This window comes from Enterococcus sp. S86.2, from assembly GCF_059834485.2.
In genome coordinates this window covers 267,922-287,709 of the sequence record NZ_CM206813.1, presented here as the reverse complement: position 1 = coordinate 287,709, position 19,788 = coordinate 267,922, and the positions used below count along the sequence as shown (strand labels likewise).

18 protein-coding genes are annotated in these 19,788 nt (G+C 37.9%); all 18 read right to left on the bottom strand.

Going from position 1 to position 19,788, the window contains the following annotated elements; translation table 11 throughout:
* Nucleotides 1-76: 76 nt before the first annotated feature.
* The 18 genes from AC6R0T_RS01205 to AC6R0T_RS01120 all read right to left on the bottom strand — a co-directional run bounded on the left by AC6R0T_RS01205 (nucleotide 77) and on the right by AC6R0T_RS01120 (nucleotide 19,784).
* A complete protein-coding gene (locus AC6R0T_RS01205) occupies nucleotides 77-1,054 on the bottom strand; it encodes a ribose-phosphate diphosphokinase (RefSeq protein WP_206902577.1) in 978 nt (325 codons plus the stop codon).
* 603 nt (nucleotides 1,055-1,657) lie between these two features.
* Nucleotides 1,658-3,031, bottom strand: a complete 1,374-nt coding sequence (gene glmU, locus AC6R0T_RS01200) for a bifunctional UDP-N-acetylglucosamine diphosphorylase/glucosamine-1-phosphate N-acetyltransferase GlmU (RefSeq protein ID WP_303753570.1) — start codon at nucleotides 3,029-3,031, stop codon at nucleotides 1,658-1,660.
* A gap of 285 nt (nucleotides 3,032-3,316) precedes the next feature.
* Nucleotides 3,317-4,321, bottom strand: coding sequence for an SIS domain-containing protein (locus AC6R0T_RS01195; RefSeq protein WP_303753571.1), 1,005 nt, complete (start codon nucleotides 4,319-4,321; stop codon nucleotides 3,317-3,319).
* A 24-nt stretch (nucleotides 4,322-4,345) separates the two neighbouring features.
* On the bottom strand, nucleotides 4,346-5,395 hold the full coding sequence (locus AC6R0T_RS01190) for an SIS domain-containing protein (RefSeq protein WP_303753572.1): 1,050 nt from the start codon (nucleotides 5,393-5,395) through the stop codon (nucleotides 4,346-4,348).
* An 11-nt stretch (nucleotides 5,396-5,406) separates the two neighbouring features.
* On the bottom strand, nucleotides 5,407-6,228 hold the full coding sequence (locus AC6R0T_RS01185) for a PTS system mannose/fructose/sorbose family transporter subunit IID (RefSeq protein ID WP_206902581.1): 822 nt from the start codon (nucleotides 6,226-6,228) through the stop codon (nucleotides 5,407-5,409).
* Complete coding sequence (locus AC6R0T_RS01180) at nucleotides 6,212-7,003, bottom strand: PTS mannose/fructose/sorbose/N-acetylgalactosamine transporter subunit IIC (protein WP_206902582.1); 792 nt, start codon at nucleotides 7,001-7,003, stop codon at nucleotides 6,212-6,214. The genes AC6R0T_RS01185 and AC6R0T_RS01180 overlap by 17 nt, the downstream gene beginning before the upstream one ends.
* 18 nt (nucleotides 7,004-7,021) lie before the next feature.
* Nucleotides 7,022-7,492, bottom strand: coding sequence for a PTS sugar transporter subunit IIB (locus tag AC6R0T_RS01175; RefSeq protein ID WP_303753573.1), 471 nt, complete (start codon nucleotides 7,490-7,492; stop codon nucleotides 7,022-7,024).
* Between the two features lie 16 nt (nucleotides 7,493-7,508).
* The gene (locus AC6R0T_RS01170) at nucleotides 7,509-7,928 is read right to left on the bottom strand and encodes a PTS sugar transporter subunit IIA (protein WP_282461758.1); all 420 of its coding nucleotides are present in this window, start codon (nucleotides 7,926-7,928) and stop codon (nucleotides 7,509-7,511) included.
* Nucleotides 7,929-8,003: 75 nt separating this feature from the next.
* Nucleotides 8,004-10,772 (bottom strand): sigma-54-dependent transcriptional regulator, encoded by a 2,769-nt coding sequence (locus AC6R0T_RS01165; protein ID WP_282461759.1) that lies wholly within the window; start codon nucleotides 10,770-10,772, stop codon nucleotides 8,004-8,006.
* Nucleotides 10,773-10,919: 147 nt separating this feature from the next.
* Nucleotides 10,920-11,798 (bottom strand): alpha/beta fold hydrolase, encoded by an 879-nt coding sequence (locus tag AC6R0T_RS01160; RefSeq protein WP_206902586.1) that lies wholly within the window; start codon nucleotides 11,796-11,798, stop codon nucleotides 10,920-10,922.
* Nucleotides 11,799-12,047: 249 nt separating this feature from the next.
* Nucleotides 12,048-12,866 (bottom strand): pur operon repressor, encoded by an 819-nt coding sequence (gene purR / locus AC6R0T_RS01155; protein WP_206902587.1) that lies wholly within the window; start codon nucleotides 12,864-12,866, stop codon nucleotides 12,048-12,050.
* A gap of 320 nt (nucleotides 12,867-13,186) precedes the next feature.
* A complete protein-coding gene (locus tag AC6R0T_RS01150) occupies nucleotides 13,187-14,026 on the bottom strand; it encodes a metal ABC transporter permease (protein ID WP_206902588.1) in 840 nt (279 codons plus the stop codon).
* Between the two features lie 78 nt (nucleotides 14,027-14,104).
* Entirely contained in the window at nucleotides 14,105-14,785 is a 681-nt protein-coding gene (locus AC6R0T_RS01145) for a metal ABC transporter ATP-binding protein (protein WP_303753574.1), read from the bottom strand.
* Between the two features lie 352 nt (nucleotides 14,786-15,137).
* Entirely contained in the window at nucleotides 15,138-16,127 is a 990-nt protein-coding gene (locus AC6R0T_RS01140; protein WP_230709587.1) for a metal ABC transporter substrate-binding protein, read from the bottom strand.
* A 308-nt stretch (nucleotides 16,128-16,435) separates the two neighbouring features.
* Nucleotides 16,436-16,813: a rhodanese-like domain-containing protein gene (locus tag AC6R0T_RS01135; RefSeq protein WP_206902591.1), complete on the bottom strand. Its 378-nt coding sequence runs from the start codon at nucleotides 16,811-16,813 to the stop codon at nucleotides 16,436-16,438.
* Complete coding sequence (locus tag AC6R0T_RS01130) at nucleotides 16,810-17,343, bottom strand: MarR family winged helix-turn-helix transcriptional regulator (RefSeq protein ID WP_303753575.1); 534 nt, start codon at nucleotides 17,341-17,343, stop codon at nucleotides 16,810-16,812. Before AC6R0T_RS01130 ends, AC6R0T_RS01135 begins: the two co-directional genes overlap by 4 nt.
* Before the next feature lie 197 nt (nucleotides 17,344-17,540).
* Nucleotides 17,541-18,299, bottom strand: a complete 759-nt coding sequence (locus AC6R0T_RS01125; protein ID WP_526159569.1) for a DUF2087 domain-containing protein — start codon at nucleotides 18,297-18,299, stop codon at nucleotides 17,541-17,543.
* 162 nt (nucleotides 18,300-18,461) lie between these two features.
* Nucleotides 18,462-19,784 (bottom strand): TPM domain-containing protein, encoded by a 1,323-nt coding sequence (locus tag AC6R0T_RS01120; RefSeq protein WP_282461763.1) that lies wholly within the window; start codon nucleotides 19,782-19,784, stop codon nucleotides 18,462-18,464.
* Nucleotides 19,785-19,788 lie beyond the last annotated feature (4 nt).

The following is a 19,788-nucleotide window of genomic DNA, read 5'->3' as shown; positions in this document are numbered from 1 at the left end:
AAAGGAATCCCTTTGAGAAATTTATACTTACTTTATAAAAAAACTCCTACCAAAATGGCAGGAGTCAAATGTTGCTTTATTTGGTTGGTTGTTTTGTTTCAAACAACGGACTAACGGGTTTATTTTCATGAATACGTTTGATTGCTTCTCCCATTAAAGGACCTACAGAGATTTCATCAATTTTTTCAATCCGACGATCTTCAGGCAAGTTAATGGAATCTGTTACGACACAACGTTCAATCGCTGAATCTTGAATTCTTTGCATTGCCGGGCCAGATAATACTGGGTGGGTACATGATGCATAAACACTTTTTGCCCCTGCTTCTTTTAAAGCATTGGCTGCAAGAGTAATCGTGCCTGCAGTGTCGATCATATCATCAATTAACACACACACTTTACCTTCCACATGCCCAATAATGTTCATAACTTCAGCCACGTTTGCTTTTGGACGACGTTTGTCAATGATAGCAATTGGTGCTTTTAAAAATTCAGCCAATTTACGCGCCCGTGTTACGCCACCGTGGTCAGGAGAAACGACAACAACATCATCCCCTGAAATTCCTTTTTCTAAGAAATAATTGGCAATTAATGGTGCGCCCATTAAGTGATCCACTGGAATATCAAAGAATCCTTGGATTTGAGCCGCATGTAAATCCAAAGTTAAGACGCGGTTTGCACCTGCTTTTTCAATCATGTTTGCAACTAATTTTGCAGTAATTGGTTCTCTTGAACGTGCCTTTCTATCTTGACGTGCATACCCGTAATAAGGCATTACCACGTTAATTGTTTTGGCACTTGCTCGTTTCAAGGCATCAATCATAATTAGTAATTCCATCAAATTGTCATTAACAGGACTTGATGTGGACTGAATTACATAAACATGAGCACCCCGAATACTTTCTTCAATGTTGACTTGAATTTCGCCATCACTAAATTGGTTTACTGAGCATTTTCCTAATTCGACACCGACCGCCTCCGCGATTTTTTCCGCCAAAGGACGATTTGAATTCAAGGCAAAAATCTTCAATCTTGGATCGAAATAATGATTTGACATGAGAACCTCCGCTTTCTTCTGCAATTAAAACTACTTTTGTCTGGTCTTCCTAGTAAATAGTAGTCATTTTTGCCTAATAAATCAAGTAGGAAAGTGTTTTCAAAGTGAATTCCATGAGAAAGACTGGGCAAATTCCCTCAGCCCGCCAAAAAAAGGACGGGATTTCTGAAAATTCTTCCTCAAATTTCTTGAAATTTTGACTTATTGTCACAGCAAGTTACTTCGCAATGCTAGACAGTTCGAAAAGCTGAACAAATCGGTCACCTCTGAGACATAAGATCAAAATTTGCTAAAATGGCTTTTCCATTTTCGTAAATTTTTACTTATGGCTGAAGGGGTGATTTGTGAAGCTAGACAGTTTGAAAAACTGAACAAATCGGTCACCTCTGAGACATAAGATCAAAATTTGCTAAAATGGCTTTTCCATTTTCGTAAATTTTTACTTATGGCTGAAGGGGTGATTTGTGAAGCTAGACAGTTTGAAAAGCTTTTCGAGCTCGTTTTACTCGCCAACAATAAGAATGAAAAAATTCGGAATATGCCGACTTTATAAAAGTAGGTATACTCCGAATTTTTTTAGCACTGGTTAATTACTGCTGCTTTTTATTTATGGTAGGGTAATTTTTTTGCATAATTTTCTTTGTTAACTTGTCGTGCTCTAGCAATTCCCATCGCATCTTTTGGCACGTCTTGATTAATCGTTGAACCCGCTGCGATAAAGGCACCATCCCCTACAGTAATTGGCGCAACCAAATTAGAAGCCGAGCCAATAAAGGCGTTGTCCCCCACATTGGTATGGTGTTTGTTTTTACCATCGTAGTTGACAAAAACAACGCCACAACCTACGTTAATTTCTTTGCCTAAAGTTGCGTCGCCCACATAGGTTAAATGACCAACTTTTGTCCCTTCACCTACTTTGGCATTTTTCACTTCAACAAAGTTGCCAATATGAGCAGTTTCTTTAATTTCAGCTTTTGGCCGTAAGTGGGCAAATGGACCGATATCCACATGGTTGTGTACAATGCTTTCTTCAATACAAGAAGACTTCACAATCACGTGATCGCCAATTTTGCTATCCACAATTTCAGAACCAGCTGTAATAAGACATTCACTGCCAATAACTGTTTGACCTTTTAGATAAACGCCAGGTTCAATCACTGTTTCAGCTCCGATTTTAACACCGGCATCGATATAAGTTGCCTCAGGATTAATGAAGCTGACTCCATTTAGCATGTGTTGGTGATTAATGCGATTGCGCATGATCCGATTCGCTTGGGCTAACGCCACACGATCGTTAACGCCCAGTGATTCATCGAAATCTTCTGTTTGATAGGCCGCCACAATTTTGCCTTCTGATTTCAAAATTTCAATAATATCTGTTAAGTAATATTCTCCTTGCGCATTATCGGTGTTTAATTTACTTAATGCATCAAAAAGTAATTCATTATCAAAACAATAAGTGCCAGTGTTAATTTCTTTTACCCGTACTTCTTCCGGGGAGGCATCTTTTTGTTCCACAATTTTTTCCACAATACCAACGTGATCGCGAATAATACGACCGTAACCGGTTGGGTTTGGCGCTTGCGCTGTTAAAATCGTCGCACTAGCATTTTTCCCTTGGTGGTATTCAAATAAATTATTCAACGTCGCCGTTGTTAAAAGTGGTGTATCGCCACTAATTACCAAGGTTGTGCCTTTTTTACCTTCCAAAAATTGCGCTGCTTGCATCACCGCATGACCGGTACCAAGTTGTTCTGCTTGTAAGGCATATTCACTGCGATCGCCTAATTGTTCCTTCACCATTTCAGCGCCATGACCAACAATTGTGATAATTTCTTTTGGTTTAGTTTCTTCCACCCGGTTAATAATGTGTTCCACCATTGGTTTTCCACAAACTGGATGTAAAACTTTATATAATTTTGATTTCATGCGCGTGCCTCTGCCCGCCGCTAGAATAATCCCGTAACGCTCTGTCATGTGTTTCCCTCATTTCAAGTTTTTAACTTCCGTTTTAGTTTATCCCAATCACCGTCTCATTTCAAGCAAATCAAGGAAAAGCGAGATAGACCAATTTAAAATAGCTGCTTTACGCTAATAAAGGCGAAATAACAAAGTTTTCACCACTGTCCACAAAATATCGTCAAATTTTATTGGACTGTCAAAAAGTTATCCACTGTGGAAAAGTAATTTTAATTTATCTTTATTTTTCTGTGCAAAAAGCCCCTTGCCACTATTTTTGACAAGGGGTTTTTCAAATACTTTTTAATAGTCAAACTGACGGTAATAGCGACGGATTTCTAGTGGGTGGCAATTTAATTTTTCCACATGTGCATCAATTCGTTGCGTCACGCAGTGCATCAATAGAAATGATAATACGCGACCGCGATATTTTTCGCTGATCCCTTCAACTGCGTAATCTTTTGAATCAATGAAGGTATAGTTTGCACAAATACGTGGTAATAAGTTTTTCACTCGATCTGCCAATGGTCGTTGTTCATCTTCACCTAAGAAAAGGGTCACAGGTGTCGTTTCATCCACAATTTCTAAAGTACCGTGTAAAAATTCTGCGGCGTGGATTGATTTTGAACGCAACCAGCTTTGTTCTTCCCAATAACACATTGCATAAGAATAGACTGCTCCCCATTGGTTACCTGCCCCAATGAAGTAATGCATTGCATCATGACGATGTTTTTCAGCAAACTCTAAGCCAAAAGCATCTGCTTGTTTTTCCACTTCAACTAATCCTTTTGCTAGACTAGCATCCAGTTCTTTATAATATGCTTCATAATCGTTAAATTCACCATTATTTTTCATCAGCCGATCCGCTACCATAAAGAATTTAATTTGTTCAGTACCCGGTGCTGGATAAGTGATTACATGATCGCACTTTTTTGCTAATGAGCTATCTGCAGTATCGATAAAGCCAATCAAGGTTGCGCCTACTTCTTTAATTTCATCAACTGCTTTGACTACTTCTTGGGTAGTTCCGGTCACAGAAGATAAAATGACGACTGAATCTTTGGTTAAACGTTTATTGCCCGTTGTGTAATATTCTGCTGCATGTTGCACGTATGCGGGTAAATTACTTTTGCCATTTATATATGTCACTGCCTGCATTGCAGAAGCATACGTTCCGCCAATGCCTAAATAATACAAATTATCAAAACCCTTTTCCCACACGTTATCCACAATTTTTTCTACTTCTGGTCGTAATGCTAATGCACCTTGAATATCATCAATTTGTTTTTGTTCGTTGAATTTTAACATTTTTTCCACCTCTGTCATTTACTTTTATACTTTACTTTTTAATACGCGATCAAAATCATCGAAAATTCGTTGACTTAAATTAATTCCTTTAGCTGTTGCAATTTTATAAGCCAAAATTTGGAATGGAATTACAAGCGCTAAAGATGAAACAAGTTCATCACATTCTATTTCCAGCCCTAATTTTTCTGGAGCTTTTGTTGTTTGTGTTGTGATCGTTAACGTTTTCCCAACATATGGCGCCATATAGGACTTCAAAGCGTGTGAACGGGCTTCATTGACACTTTTTGTTTCAATAAAGAATAATATATGCTCACTATCTGCTTCTAAATAAGGGCCATGCATATAGGCTTCTAGTTCAAAGCCTTGTGAAGGTTTACGAACTGTTTCAGTAAATTTTGTTTCAAATTCTTTTGCTGTGCCCCAATTTGGCCCATAACCAATTGCAACAAAACGCGTTCCTAACTTAAAGATGTCTTCATGCAACGTAAAGAAATCATTTGTTTTTGCAATCACAGCCGGAATGGCCGTGATAACTTTGTCCAACTCGCCGCAATAAAAATCAGCTTGTTTTGGTGTCAATGTCCCTTTATTGTGACCAATTGTTAACCCTAGCAAGAATAACTGCAAGACAGTTGTCACATAACCTTTCGTGACAAAACCAACTTTTTCAATCCCCATTTCAAGATCAATAACCTCATCGACCGCTCCTGCAATTGGGCTCGTGATGTCACTGGTTAGCGCTAAAGTAAACAAACCTTCTTTTTTTAATTTAGCGATTGCATCGATGGTTGAGGCACTCTTGCCACTTTGCGAAACTGCTAAAACAGCATCGACTGCAGCACTCACGCGACCATAGTGATTAAAATTATACGGTTCTTCGATAGTGACAGAGATATTAGCAAACTTTTCTAGTGTGACTTTGGCAGCCAGACAGGCATTGTAAGAAGAGCCTGTCGCCAAAATCAAAAGATTGTTGATTTTTTCAAAACCTGAAACTTTTTTTAGCGTAAATTTATCTAAAATATTTTTTAACGTTACTTCTTCTTCGTTGATATAATCCAACATCGTTTCCATTTGCTAGCCTCCTAGAAAATTCCAACTAAGGAACCTAAAATCCCCACTACAGCTAACCCTAACAAAATGGTCAAAGGTTTTACTTCTTTTTTCAGCAGGTAAAAGACAGCTCCAAATACACCAAGGCATAAAATTTTCGGTACAATATCATCAAAAATACTTTGGACAGTAACTGCATTTTCACCTGAACCGATTTTCATTGGCAAATTGATATCGATCATGGTGGCAGTCATCCCACCAACGACCATCAACCCGATAATTGAAGCACCTAAAGTTAAGCTTTCCATCATGCCATTTGCTTGAATTTTCTTCAAAAAGCCCGTCCCTAGTTTATAACCCCAGCTCGTCGCAAGATAGCGAAATAAGATATGGGGAATATTGAAAATTAACAAAAACAAGATTGGTCCTAAAATATTTCCTTGTAAAGCCAGTGATGTTCCGACACCAGTAGCAATCAAACGTAGCGTGCCCCAGAAAAATGAATCGCCAATCCCTGCTAAAGGTCCCATCAAAGACGTTTTAATACTATCGATCGCAGAAGTATCAAATTCAGGATCATTCACATTTTCTTCTTCCATCGCAGCATTAATCCCTAAAATTAGGGTTACAATATGTGGCGTCGTATTGAAAAATTCCAAGTGACGTTTTAAGGCATCTGCCATTTGTTCTTTTGTTTGATATAGTTTTTTCAAAATCGGAATCATCGCATAGGCATAGGCCATGTTCATTTGACGTTCATAGTTCCAGGAAAATTCCATTTGAAATGAGCGCCAAAATACTTTACTTAAATCTTTTTTTGTAATTTTTAATTCAGTATTAGAAGTCTTCGTCATCGTCAACTACCTCCCCAGTCGTGGCTTGAACTTGTGGACCTTGGTTATTGCGAACATTCATAATATTAACTACAACAACTGCGACAATTGCACCAAAAATGGCAATTCCTGTAACCGGAATTTCCAAATACGCCGCCAATGCAAAGCCCAAGAAGAAATACGGTGCTACTTTTTTGTTAATCAATAAGCGTGCCAACATTGCAAAACCTAGTGCAGGAATTAAACCAGTGGCAACCGCTAAACCGTGTTGTACGAATTCTGGAATCATCGCAAGTAAATTGCCAATCGTTTTACTTCCTACCATAAAGGAAATCATGACGATTAATCCTAGCATCAACGATAAACCAAACCCGGCCAATAAATGCATCCGTTCCACGCCTTTGTAATTTCCATCAGCAGCGAAATCATCAGCTTTGTGGTTCATAATCGGAATCAAAAGTCCCAAGTAGATATTTTTCAAAATCAAAGTTAAAGTGGCAATTGGTAAGCCAAGTAATAGTGCCGTTTCTGTACCAGCACCTGCTGTAATTGCAAAAGCTGTTCCTAAAATACCGCCAGTTACAACGTCTGGTGGAATTGAAGCGCCTACAGAAAATGAGCCAATAAATGCTAATTCAAGTGTTGCCCCCATAATAACGCCGGTTTTCACATCACCTAATACAATCCCGGTAAATAGTCCTGTCACAATCGGACGTGACAAAAGGGAAGTCCCCAATGCGTATTCTGATTGTGCAATAAACGCGACAATGCCTAGTAAAATTGCTTGTACAATCATTTCTTCACTACCTTTCTTTTACAAAACCTCAGTAACATTCACCTTTTTATCATTTGGTACTTGGCGAATTTCGACTTCAACACCTTTATCCACCAATTTTTTCAAAAGCTCTTCTTCTGCCGGCAACACATTTACAGCTTTGCCGATACTGCGGGTACCTTCTTTTACTTTTGTCCCCCCAAGATTAATTTTAGTGATTTCGGGATAGGCTTCTGCTAATTTGTAAGCATCCCCGACTGATTCCACTACAATAAATAGTTTGTATTTATCCGTTACGCCACTTTTTAATGCCGCGATAGAATCTTCAATATTTTTAATTACTAATTTCACACCTTGTGGCTTGGCTAATTTAATTGTTGTTTTACGTACTTCATTGTTGGGTACATCGTCGTTGGCAATTAAAATGCAGTCCGCACCTAAGCTTTGGGTCCAGGAAAATGCGACTTGTCCGTGTAATAGACGGTGATCGACACGAGTTAAAATAATCATAGTTTTTCTCTCCTTATTAAAAATCTTCTTCTGCAATAGTGGTGCTATAAGTTAAATTACAAAACTGAATGGCTTCTTTTGAACTGTTCAACACCGTAGCAATTGTCTCTTTTAAGTCAGGTGCAAACGTAAACTGCGTGGCAAACTCAATTAGAAACGGCAAATTCATACCCGCTACTAAGTAAAAATGCTCTTTGTTGATGTAACGTAAAAATTCATTATTGACACTACCGCCAAATAAATCTGTCACCACCACCACTTCGGCATCTTCATTTTGCTGCATTAATGCATCCACAGCTTTTGTTAAATCGAAGTCTTCTGTTATGTAACAATCCAATGTTTGAATATTAGCGTTTTTACCACAGATCAATTCCAACGAGCTCAAAATACCCGAAGCAAATTTTCCATGGGAAGCTAAAATCATCTTTCTTTCCATTTCCTTCACCTCATTTCCTACACCAAAATAAAAGCAAGTTGCGTGCCAACTTTAGTGGCAAACAACTTGCTTTGGTTAAAAATCTTCATCTAGTGGTGTATTATCAATGTTTTGGTAAAGAATGTCATAAATATAAGCAATCTCTGAATCGGGAATTTTGACACTGTAATCGTTTTCTATGACACTAAAAGCATTTTTGATTTGCGACAAGGCCAACTTTTGACACTGATATAAATCTTCGTAACCTGCATACGTATCAATGGGAATATTGCGAATCAAACGCTCAATCAAACAACTAACATGAACATACAATGCCAGTTTTTTAGCATTACTGATGACAAGACCGCTATAGGCTTCTAACTCTCGCATAAAGACTTCAATTTCCCCCATGACTTTTTCTGTATCTAAAATCGTAACCGAATCAATCACTTTTTCCAGTGAAAAATTACGAATAACATTGGTATTGAAGGTCGCATTTTCCGCTGGCGTTAAACACGTACTTAACCATGCGGATAAAAGTTGATTTTCATCACCAGAAATCAATTCTTCCAAGGATAGATAAGGCATGCCAGAAATACCTGGATCAGCTGTACCGATGATGCCCAAAACATCGTACATAGAAAAAATCGTTTCATTTTGTTTTTGCTCTTTTAATACATCGTATTCATAAGGAAAGATCTTCAGCGCCACTGAAGCTGGTAAACTTTTTTCTAACAATTGACTAATTTGTGTCGCTGTCCCAATTCCTGTCTGACAGGTGGTGATTAAAGCCTTCATTTTATTTTCAGCTGGATAAATAATCTCCCAATCCAATTGAGCCTGCGCCGCTGCTTTTTCAATCATTTCCTGTAAAGGCAAAGATTTTTGCAAGTTCTCACCAATCGCAATGGCCAATGGTGTTGTCACATTATTCATAATAACCACAGGTGCTGTAATTTGTTTTGGGAAAAATTGATAAATCTCTTTTAAAGACCCCATATCCACCAAAATGACCAAGCCATTGGAAACATCATGATTTTCACTATAATCTAGAATTTCCTCGGCGATCTGTTTTGGGGTAACGTCCAGTGGCATATCAAAGGAAGCAAAAATATCTTTGCCCAACAAGCGGTTGGCAACATTGGCAATACTACTAGCTGTCGCATAACCATGGGCTACGATAATCCCTCTTGGAATTCCCAATTCTTTTTGCCAGTCGGCACGATTCAAATAGATCGTCAGTAAAATACAGTCCATCTCTGAAATTTCTAAATCCAATTTGGGCTGACATAATTCTAACAGGCGTTTGACGTACTGATAACTAGCTGCATATTCACTGGCAATCTGCTGTTCCAATTCTTTAATTAAGCCTAAGACGTTGGTATCTTCTGGATACCATTTTCCTGCGCCTCTTTGAAATAAATAGTAGCTAATCGCATAAACAGCATTGCCGTTAAATTTGATTTGATACGCACTTTCCATTTGCTTAAACGTATCTCGAATGTACTGAGTCAAATAGATCAACAGCTCCTGCTTTTGCTGGCGATCGGTTTCAAATAACAAAAAATCAAATAAGTTTTCTACTTCTTGCTTTAATTGCTCTTCACACTTTGATAGTTGCTGTTGTTTGGAAAATTCGGTAATCATACGCTCGAATGTGGTGATGACCCTTTGTTGTTGTGGATGATTTTTTTCCAATAATTGGGGAATCGTCGTATTTTCCGTAATTAAGGTGTCTTTTTGTAGAACACTTTGTAAATTCCCTGTCGTTGGTACTAATAATTTTTCCGGCAGTTGATAAATGCTTACGTCAATGTCGGCTGCATTTTTTTGTTCTGCAAAAGCCTTGGCGACCGTTACTTTCACCGTATTTTTCAACTCTCCAATGTTTCCTTTAAAGCTGCTTGCGGTTAAGAGGGTTAGAACTTGCCCACTGACTTTTAGCGGACGTTTAATTTTACGCACCTCACTTAGTAAAAACGAATACACCAGCTCCAATCGTTCGTTGCGACTGCGGGCATTAATGGGAGGAAGCGTCACTTGGATTGGAATTCGTCGCATAAAAGTGGTTAAAAAACTACTTTCCAAATCTTCGGTAGTGGCAAAAAATAGGCGTGTCTTCACTTTAATTGCTTGATTCGTCGCCCCCATGGGATAAATAATTCCTTGATCCAAATACGTAAACAGCTTTTCTTGCCCTTCGGCATTAAGACGGTGGACTTCATCTAAAAACAAAATCCCCCCATCTGCAGCCTCAAAAGCGCCAACTTTATCACTTTCAGCTCCTGTATATGCACCTTTTACATGGCCAAATAAATTACTGGTTAAAAGTTCGGGATTGTTAGCGTATTGGGCACAATTTAACGTAATCAATGGCGCATCTTCTTTAATCAGTTCATTTTCCAAACAGTATTTATGAATTAATCGGACCAAAAAACTCTTACCCGTCCCACTTTCACCGGTGATTAACGTTGGCAAACCGTTATCTGGGTAATACAGCGCCGTTTTGATTTGTTCTACTGCACGACGCAAACTCTTGTCGTGACCAATAAATAGGGAGAATAAATCTTTTTGCTGTTCAAATAAGGGTTGCTCTTTTAAAATTTCTTCGCTACTTTGATAGAAATTATCCCGCAACAAGAAAAACTCTTTTTCAAAAGCTTCTTTATGAAAGTAATAAACCGGGCGAGAATTGATTTTCACCAGTAAGCCTGTTTCATTTAATTGATTGAGATAGTGACTAATGGTATTACGTTTCACGTCAAAAAATTCAGCTAATTTTTGCGCGGTAAAAACTTCACTTAAATGGTGAAGATCAATAAAAGCCGTTTGATTTTCTAAATATGTCAATAATTCTTCTTTCATCGTTATCCTCACTTAGTATTTACTATTTTGTTGTTAAAAACGTTTCCAGTTTTAGCCATACTGTAGCACAAAAAATGGTGGGAAATTAACCGGCTCCCACCATTTTTTAGTGAATATTAATAAAACGATATATAATGTTATGAAAACTTATTCCTTCGCTAAAAATTCCACTAGCACATCATAAACATCTTTACATTTAATCTCATTTAAAACTTCATGCTTCATACCGGGCATTTCAATACTCTGCACATTTTTATAGCCGATTTTATTTAAAGTCGCAACCGTATCTGCCAAGCCTTTTTTACCACCTGTGATTTTAACATCCTCTGAACCTACCACACTTAGTATGGGCAGCTGCGGATTCTGACACGTATAAGCAGCGTAATTTTTTAATTGGTAATCTCCCTCCCAGATTGTCAGTAAACTTCTAACTGGGTAGATTGGAACCATTTTTTTATCCTGCTGACAACGCAGATTATTAGCCGGATTGTTGCTAAGCCAATCGTGTTCGACTCCCATATTTCCAGAAAGCCAATTTAGTAATTTATTTTGTTTTTGCTTATCATTAAAGCGTAAAAACAACTTACCGGCCGCAATTCCTAAGAAAACTACGGGTACATAATTTGCCGTACCGGTTAAGACTACTTTTTCTAAACGCTGATCATTTTTCTGCAAATAATTGCGGGCAATAATCGAACCAAAAGAGTGCCCAAATAATGAAAGTGGTAAATTCGGGTACTTCGTTTGGATAAAATCGCTGATAATAACTTGATCTTCTACTAACTGCGAGAAACTTTCCATTACGCCAAAAGGATCAGCCGCAGATACTGACTCTCCGTGACCTCGATTGTCAGACAAAACAACCACAAAATCATGGGCTTGTAAAAATTCAGCAAATGGCAGATAACGTTCTTTATATTCTAGTGCGCCATGAATAATTTGAACAATTGCTTTGGGCTTTGTGGGACTTAAAACAAGTAAATCTAATTTTGTCCCATTATCCGTATTAATTTTATATGTATCCACTTTCTAGCCTCACTTTTTGCATTTTAAATTCATCTCCACTATACAAATAAAGCGCTCTTTTGCCAACCAGCAAATTGTTAATTTTGTCAGTTGACAGGTCAAAATACTTCATTTATATCTTTTATTCAGACAAAAAAGGAGTCAGAACAAAATTTGTCCTGACTCCTTCCATAAAGGATATGCGTAAAATATGCGTTCTTCTTTTTTTACGTATTGCTTAAAAAACCATTTTTTCTTGCGCCGTCACATTTAAGCTGTAAAATAATTTCCCGGTACAACAGAAATTGTTTTGGTTTTCGTATCGACATCTTCTACATAAAGTAAAGAAGTGTAGTCTTTAATTGCTTTGATGCCTTTAAATTTAGTTTCAGCAAAAACGGTTACGCCAACGAGCTCACATTCGAATTCTTCAATCAAACTCTTCATACCGTTGACTGTACCGCCGCCTTTCATGAAATCGTCCACCACTAAAACGCGAGAACCACGCTTTAAGCTGCGTTTTGATAATTCCATTTTTTCGATGCGCTCAGAAGAACCGGAAACGTAATTCACACTAACGGTTGAGCCCTCGGTAATTTTTGAATCCCGTCGCACAATTACAAAGGGTACATTCAAATAAGAAGATACGGCTTGGGCAATTGGCACACCTTTTGTTGCTACTGTCATAACAGCGTCAATTTTTTGTCCCAAATATTTTGAAGCGATAATTCTTCCCACTTGGCGCAATAATTCTGGTTCTCCTAATAAATCAGATAAATAAACATAGCCGCCTGGTAGTAGCCGATCTTGTTCAGACAAGCGCTCTGCTAGGTCGGTAATATATTTTCTCGCATCTTCGTAAGGAATTTCTGGCACGAATAATACGCCGCCGGCAGCGCCAGGAATGGTATCTAAAATCCCGGTTCCCCGCTCTTTAAATGTTTTTTTAACGATCGCTAAGTCTTCACTAATGGAAGATTTAGCCGATTCGTAACGTTTCGCAAAAAAAGTTAATGGAATCAACTCGTGAGGATGTTCCAATAAATAATGCGTCATATCGATTAATCGTTCACTACGACGTACTTTCACACTGTTCACTCTCCTGATAAATTTCTCGCCTTATTATAAGGGCTTATTACAAAAAAAGCGAGCATTAACTGAAAAAAATGCAAAATAGTTCGTAAAACGTGAACGCTTTCTTAATCATTATTGTAAATAGTGCGGTAAATATCTAACGATTGAAAATAAAAAGGGCGCATAACATTTGCCAGTTCTAAAAAATAAGCAGGGAATTTTTGTAAGTTGTCCACTGAAAAATTTTTATCTTTTTTCTATAATTTCAAAAAGAGGAATCAGAAAGTCCACCGCCATCTGATTCCTCTTTTTACAAATTTATAACACAGCCATTTTTATTGTGAAACTTTTTTATTTTTAGCGCGCTGGACTGCGACAAAAAGGCGTTTTATGATGTTCACAACTAAAAACAAACCGATAAAAACTAACGTAATGGTAGCCCCAGGTGGTGTATCTAAGTAAAACGAACTCGTCAAACCACTCAACATTCCGAAAAGACCAACAAAAGTTGCAATCCAAATGACGATATCAAAACTTTTTCCTAAACGCATTGAAATCGCTGCTGGCAAGACCATAATCGCAGAAATAAGCAAGGCGCCGGCAATCGGAATCATAACTGCAATCGCCACACCGGTTAAAACATTAAATGCCATCGACATCAAATGGACTGGCAATCCATCCACATGGGCGGTATCCTCATCAAAGGTTAAAACATACATTGGGCGTTTAAACAGTGCAAACAATACCCGCACGATAACAAATAAAACGCCTAAGAAAATCACTTGACCGCTAGTAATCGTCACAATTGAACCAAACAGGTAAGACTGAATACTGGTGGCAGAGTTCCCTCCGGACAAATTCATTAAAACTAGCGCCAGCGCTAACCCACCCGCCATTAAAATCGCAATCGAAATTTCCGAATACGTGCGGTAAATCGACCGTAGATACTCCAAAATAACTGCCGCTACCACAACCACCAACATCGTAGTTAAATTCGGATTTAAATTTAAGAAAAAGCCAAGTGCAACACCGGCTAAAGAAACATGAGACAAGGTATCTGCCATTAGTGATTGGCGACGAATCACTAAAAAGACCCCTAACATCGGTGCAATGCCCGCAATAAAAATAGCTGCCAAAATCGCCCGCTGCATAAATTCATAATTTAGTAAGCTCAAAAATAAAATCTCCTTTTTGTTAACATCCACACGTTTATTTTCACTAAAACAATTTGAGTCTAATAAAAAAAAGCTGTGTTAACGATCAATATGAAAACAACGCCACGGTGAATCTTCTTTGCGCACGAGGCGGATTTGACGATCGGCATATTGCTTAATATCTTCATGGTCATGGGTAATCATTAAAATTGCTTTATCATGCTGATGGGCACTGTGGCGTAACAGACGGTAAAATTCATTACGAGACTGTTCATCCATTCCCGTTGTTGGCTCATCTAAAATAAATAGATCCGGATCCGTTGCAAAAATTCGCGCTAAACTAATACGCTGCTTTTGTCCCCCGGACAACTCGCCAATTTTTTTATGGCGCATTTCCCACATTCCTACAGCCTCTAATGCTTTTTGCACATGTTCGTGATCTTTTTTAGTCAAGGTCTTAAACCAACGTCCCCGCGGATAACGTCCAGAACGCACCAGCTCTTCCACTGTACTAGGAAATCCTGCATTAAAAGAAGCTACTTGCTGCGGAATATAACCAATACTAATTTTTTCACCAGCTGCATTTTCTTTGGCTAATGTCACGATGCCTTTACTGGGCTTCAAAAGTCCCAACGTCGCTTTAATTAAAGTTGATTTGGCCGCGCCATTTTCACCAGTCAAAATGACAAATTCCCCATCCTCAACATGATACGAAATATCTTCCAAAACAGGTTCATCATCGTAATAAAACGTTAAATCTTTAACATCAATATAGCGCAAAGCTGCGCCTCCTCTTCTTTTAAAATCAAGTTACTAAATAGCTAGAAAAGTTGAACAAACTTGAAAACTCGCTAGCAATAAGACGAAAAGTTGATAAATTGTTCTGCAAATTTCTCAAGTTTTTGGCTTATTGCCGAAGAGAGTTAGTTTGTTACACCGGATCAAGAAAAGTTGAACAAACTCGAAAACTCGCAAGTAATAAGACGAAAAGTTGATAAATTGTTCTGCAAATTTCTCAAGTTTTTGGCTTATTGCCGAAGAGAGTTAGTTTGTTACACTGGATCAAGAAAAGTTGAACAAACTCGAAAACTCGCAAGTAGTAAGACAAAATTGATACGCACTTTACAATACCTTACTTAATGCTTTCTTGCAAAGCCTTCAAATTTTGCTGCATGACAGTAAGATACGTTTCTCCGTCATCCATTTGTTTTTGTGTCAAACTTTCCAATGGATTTAAGACAGCCATCTTCACACCTGTTTCTTTGGCTAATGTTTCTGCCACTTTTGAATTAGCATTTTCTTCAAAGTAAATAACTTTTGTGCCATGATCTTCCACAAAATGTTTTAATTGCGCTAAACGACTTGGTGAAGGCTCTTGATCGGGGGAAATTCCCGAAATAGACTCTTGCGTTAGGCCGTATTGGTTGGCTAGATAGCCAAAGGCCGCATGTTGAACCACAAATGTTTTATTTTTTGCGTTTGCAAAGGCTGTCTTATATTCTTGATCTAGCTCATTTAGTTTTGCAATGTAAGTGTTGGCATTTTTTTCAAACTGCGCTTTTTTAGCCGGATATTTTTCCGACAATTCTTTTTGGATTTCTTTCACTTCTTTTACTGCCATTACTGGATCTGTCCAAACATGGGGATCTTTTGAATGGGCATGGTCTTCCTCGTGATCGTGCTCGTCACTGTCAGAATCATGAGTATCGCTGTCAGAATCATGATGGGCGTGATCGTGACCGTCACTTGTCGCTTCCAATAAGTCAATCTCATCGGCAGCTTCAATCATCTTTGTCTTTTTGTCATCGATATTGTCTGCGATTTTATCCACCCATGTTTCCATCTCTTCACTGTTGTAGACAAAAGCGTCTGCCTCAGAAATTTTTGCAATATCTTTAGCACTTGGCTCATAGTCGTGGGGTTCTGTGCCCGCCGGAATTAAAAGCTCTACACTACCTTCATCGCCAACTACTTCTTTGGTAAATTCATACATAGGATAAAAAGTTGCGATTGCTTTAATTTTGCCGTCGTTATTTTTGCCATTATTGGCATTGCTATCACCACAAGCACTTAGTAAAACCACGCTTAGTAAAACACCAAGGCCTAGTAAATATTTCTTCATTAATTGTGCCTCCTAAATTTATCACGTTGAAATCAAATCGTAATTTTCCGATTTGCCACGACAATTAATTTAACAGACAAAAAATAACCCGTCAAGATAAAACGTATAAGTTACGATTTAAACGATAAATCACCCTCTAAACCGTAACAAAGGACTTTTCATTCATATGACCCTTGAAAAATGTATGGGCTTTTTCCGATAAAATAATAATTTGTTACCTTAACTCGATTTTTTCTAGTCCTCTTTTCCTAAATTTTTGCTATATAAAAAACTTGCCACTTCTGTGACAAGTTTTCCCTCACTCAATGTTACTGCGCTATTGTTTCAACCGGCAAGTTCATGCCTTTCCAACCTTCCATCGCCCCAGCAAGTTCATAGGCTTCAAAACCATTGGATAATAAAATTAATAGTGCTTCTTTTCCCAGTGTTGTGCCGCCGGTCCAATCATAAACAACGTAAATTTTATTTTTATCCAATGTTTCCAAATGATTTGCTAAATCTTTAGCTGGTAGAGCAATTGCCCCCTTTATTTGATCTTTTTTGACCGCTGCTGGTGCATTGCGAACATCAAGAACAACGTAAGGGGAATCTTCTTTTCCTAATGTATCTAAAATTTTAAAGTGATTGATATATAAACTTAGATAGGTTTTTAATAAATCGATTTTTTCTGCTGTGTTGTTATTCATGATAAAGTCTCCATTTCATCAACTAATTTTTTTGTGCCTAATTGAACCTTATTTAATAGGTATAAAAATTGTTCTAACTCTTCAGAAGAGAGCTCTGAAAATAAAATTTCCACTGCTTTAAAATTTGCCGGCAAAAATTTTTCAACGATTTTATTTCCCTTCGGCAGCAACTTGATTGCCACCGCACGCTTATCATTTAGCTGCTCTTGTTTTCTGATCCAATTATCTGAATTCATTTTATTCAACATCTTTGTGACAGTAGCGCGAGAAGCGCCCAACTTATCGGCAATTTCTGACGGTAACAATTGCTGGTTTTCCGCCTGCTTCAAAAACATTAAAATAATAAACTTAGATTCAGATAAGTCGTATTTTGCAAGTAACTTATCGTAGTTCTTTTGCATTTCGCGATACGTCCATTGTAACGTAATAAACCCATGGGCTACCTTGGGACTCGTTAAACCAGGATACTTTCCTAGCGTCGCCTTAAAACGTTGCACATCGGGGCGATCTTTAAATGTAAATTTTTCCATTTTAAATGTCCTCTTTCAAATGATTAGCCGGCTAACTACATGAACTATAAACCGCTTTTCATTTTTTGGCAACTAAAACAAACCAAAAGAGTAAACTTCATCCTTTGATTTGTTGATTTAATTTGCGTGCCACAAAAATTATATGATTTCATAAAAAATTCCACTGCATCAAAAACGCCGACACAATGGAATTTCTTTTATTTTGCTCGCCAGTAGCTACTACCATCTTGCGTGCGGTGCATAAATCCATACTCGATTAAGTAACGCCGAACCGTGGCAAAATCAGCGACATATTGTTTTAAAATATCATTTAAGCTGGATTCATGATAATTCTTGTCCCATTCAAAGTGGGTCACGATGTCGGCTAATAAGATAAGTTTCCGTTTTTCTTTGGCTGGAAAAGTTTTAATGTAGCCCGATGCATCGCGATAAGTTGTCAAAACTTTTTCTTGTTCTTCAGGCGTAATATTGTAGCGATCATCCAACATTTTTGCATTTTGATGGGGCAAAATGACATCTGGTTGCGCCAATAACGTCATGATACTAAGAAATACTTGGGACTTTTTTTGCTTTTCCTTCAATTTAAAACGATGGTTGCGGACTGTTGAAGCTGTCACGCCTAAGCGCTGTGCAATAAATTTGTCTTCCACATTTTGTGCAAATAACATCAAAATTTCCTGCTGTGTCTCACTAAGTCCAGTTGTCTCTTTGGGTAATTGTAATAAAGCCGCTAAGGGGCCTTGATGGGCATCCATTACATGAACTTCCATGTATTTTTCGGCAGTCAAAAATTTTTTTCCATAGGGATACACACAACCAATTTCAGCAGTCGTTTCACAATATAGGCATTGGTACTCTTTGTGCCGGCTAAAGCCTCGTAGATACTCTTGAATTACTACATCTTCCACTTTGTTCACCTCAACAAAAATTATATTTATTTGTAAATATACTAACATTTTTTATTTTCGTTTGCAAATAGTCTAAAAACTGACTGTCGTTGCAGCTTATTCATTTCCTAAAAAGAAAAAAATTTTACGATATAATAAATCAGCAAAAAAAAGAAAACTTGCAAAGAAAGTGAGCTATCTTCACTAACTATGCAAGTTTTCTTCATTTTTTTACCAGCCACCAGAGGCTCCGCCGCCACCAGAAGACCCCCCGCCAAAAGAACCCCAAGAGCCGCCGCTACCACCACTAGAAGAGTTATGATTAGCAGAATTGTAATTAGAAGACAAATAACTATACGTCAAAACTTGACCATAGCCACCATATAACGTATCGCCAATTAAAACACGCCCCATGCCCATTTTCTTAGCATTGGGTTGTTTTAACAGTCTTCCTTGAATGACAGACCGCTTGACACCACTCACTGTGGCAGCGACAAACAATCCACTCAACATCACATAGTACAATTCGGTTTGTTTCAAGGTCGTGTTGGCACTTTTTTCATCGGTGAACATTTGCGGCAACTGATTGCTCGTTTCTTGATATTTTTGGTAAATCCCTTTTAAATAGCGACGTCCGTTAATTAAACTAATAATGAACACAATCGCCACCAAAATCATCACCACAAAGAAAATCCGCAGTCCCCAATAAAATAAATTAAGTCTACTTTTTTGCACCTTTACTTGTGCAATTTGTGAGTCCACTAAAGCTGTTTTGGTATTCATTAAGTTAAAGACTTCTCCTACAACTTGATTGATTGCTTTGCTGTAGTTTTCGTCTTTAAACCAGTCGACGACATCATCGTCATTAATAATATCGTCTGCTGTCGCATCTGGAATTAAACCTTCCAAACCATACCCGACTTCCAGACGAAATTTTCGATCTTCTAAAGCAATCAGATACAAAACCCCATTGTTTTGCGTTTTGTCCCCAATTCCCAGCTGATTAAAAATCTTATTTGCATAAGATTCAATATCTTCGCCACCGGGTAGCTCTTTTACCGTCACGACTTCTAGTTGCGCACCTTGGGTACTTGCCGCTAATTGCTTATTCAGGTTGTAAATTTTCTTCTTTGTCGCAGCATCGATAATCTTGGCATTATCTGAGACAAAAATGTTATTTTTGTTAATTGTAATTTTGCTGTTGCTGTCTTTAATTGCAACTTGATAATTATCCGCTTGACTTGGATAATCTTCCAACTGCGCCAGATTGTCTTTTAATACTTCATCAAAAGATTTTTGTGGTGGTTCAATCTTACCGGACAAAATATCTTCTCGTTGCGTTTGCAAATCATTTAATTGCGTATCATAATGTTGTTTTTTTTCAACAAAAGTATGGTTGTCTAAAATAGAGCCAACTAATCCGATACCAAAAAGCAACGCGACAATAAAGAAGACCATCCCCATGATACGGTTACGTTTCATGACATCTTGGTAGAAATGACGAATTTTTTGATCCGTTTTAGCAGTTAAACTGGTTGGGCTTTGCTTGTTCATCTGC

Coding starts and splice junctions, on each gene's coding strand:
- AC6R0T_RS01135 (WP_206902591.1), bottom strand. CDS start 16,813: ATGAATAACAACACAGCAGAAAAAATCGATTTATTAAAAACCTATCTA.
- AC6R0T_RS01170 (WP_282461758.1), bottom strand. CDS start 7,928: ATGGAAAGAAAGATGATTTTAGCTTCCCATGGAAAATTTGCTTCGGGT.
- AC6R0T_RS01180 (WP_206902582.1), bottom strand. CDS start 7,003: ATGATTGTACAAGCAATTTTACTAGGCATTGTCGCGTTTATTGCACAA.
- glmU (WP_303753570.1), bottom strand. CDS start 3,031: ATGACAGAGCGTTACGGGATTATTCTAGCGGCGGGCAGAGGCACGCGC.
- AC6R0T_RS01165 (WP_282461759.1), bottom strand. CDS start 10,772: ATGAAAGAAGAATTATTGACATATTTAGAAAATCAAACGGCTTTTATT.
- AC6R0T_RS01195 (WP_303753571.1), bottom strand. CDS start 4,321: ATGTTAAAATTCAACGAACAAAAACAAATTGATGATATTCAAGGTGCA.
- AC6R0T_RS01190 (WP_303753572.1), bottom strand. CDS start 5,395: ATGGAAACGATGTTGGATTATATCAACGAAGAAGAAGTAACGTTAAAA.
- AC6R0T_RS01130 (WP_303753575.1), bottom strand. CDS start 17,343: ATGGAAAAATTTACATTTAAAGATCGCCCCGATGTGCAACGTTTTAAG.
- AC6R0T_RS01185 (WP_206902581.1), bottom strand. CDS start 6,228: ATGACGAAGACTTCTAATACTGAATTAAAAATTACAAAAAAAGATTTA.
- AC6R0T_RS01140 (WP_230709587.1), bottom strand. CDS start 16,127: ATGAAGAAATATTTACTAGGCCTTGGTGTTTTACTAAGCGTGGTTTTA.
- AC6R0T_RS01125 (WP_526159569.1), bottom strand. CDS start 18,299: ATGTTAGTATATTTACAAATAAATATAATTTTTGTTGAGGTGAACAAA.
- AC6R0T_RS01205 (WP_206902577.1), bottom strand. CDS start 1,054: ATGTCAAATCATTATTTCGATCCAAGATTGAAGATTTTTGCCTTGAAT.
- AC6R0T_RS01175 (WP_303753573.1), bottom strand. CDS start 7,492: ATGATTATTTTAACTCGTGTCGATCACCGTCTATTACACGGACAAGTC.
- AC6R0T_RS01120 (WP_282461763.1), bottom strand. CDS start 19,784: ATGAACAAGCAAAGCCCAACCAGTTTAACTGCTAAAACGGATCAAAAA.